The organism is Mariniradius sediminis (genome assembly GCF_021491425.1).
Classification (GTDB): Bacteria; Bacteroidota; Bacteroidia; order Cytophagales; family Cyclobacteriaceae; genus Mariniradius; species Mariniradius saccharolyticus.
On the sequence record NZ_JAKEVZ010000049.1, the window covers coordinates 1 to 952 of the forward strand.

At 37.6% G+C, this 952-nt stretch carries 1 protein-coding gene; it reads right to left on the reverse strand.

What is annotated here, in order from left to right; genetic code table 11:
* Nucleotides 1-283 precede the first annotated feature (283 nt).
* Entirely contained in the window at nt 284-679 is a 396-nt protein-coding gene (locus L0U89_RS20220; RefSeq protein ID WP_255777969.1) for a GxxExxY protein, read from the reverse strand.
* Nucleotides 680-952 lie beyond the last annotated feature (273 nt).

Sequence of the window (952 nt, forward strand, 5' to 3'; positions counted from 1 at the left end):
TGAGGGATTTGATTCAGTTCCTTGTAAACAAATGACTCATGAATCCGAACGTATAACCTTGGAATAACTCTTTTATCTGTGTTCATCTGTGAAATCTGTGGTCCATCATTTTTGAACCACAGATGACGCAGATTTCCACAGATGGGAATCTTCGGCTTGAGGGATTTGATTCAGTTCCTTGTAAACAAATGACTCATGAATCCGAACGTATAACCTTGGAATAACTCTTTTATCTGTGTTCATCTGTGAAATCTGTGGTCCATCATTTTTGAACCACAGATGACTATCTTTTTGTGTTTGAATCGACCAAAAATCCATTCGCGATCCTTTTGATCTGAATAGCGGGCGTCCCAAAATTGATAAGTAAACCGAGTTGAAATTTGCATGCCTTTAGGTAATGAAGCACTTGAGCTAGATGTATATCCTCCAAGTCCTTTACAGCTTTCAGTTCTACTAAAACTTTGTTTTCGACAACCATGTCAGCAAAAAATGTCCCAACTTCAACGTGTTCATAATAGACTTTTAACTCATATTGTTGATAGACCAAGAAACCGCTTTTTCTTAGTTCATAGACCAAGGCATTTTCATAAACCTTTTCCATGAATCCCGGTCCCAAAGTATTCGATACTCGAAAGGCCTTGCCAATTATTGCTTTTGTTAAAATGTTCGTGTTTTCCATTTAGACTAAAGGTAAAACACGAAATTTTACTTATTCAATTTTAGTCGACTAAACACGGCTATTGACGAAATCTCATCTCGACAGCGAAATTTATCTGTGTTCATCTGCGAAATCTGTGCTTTATTTATTTTTACCACAGATGACGCAGATTTCCACAGATGGGAATCTTTGGCTTGAGGGTTTGATGCTGTTCGTTGGAAACGAATGGTTCAGCAATCCGAAGGTATAACCTAGGAATAACTCATTTATCTGTGATCATCTGCGAAATCTGTG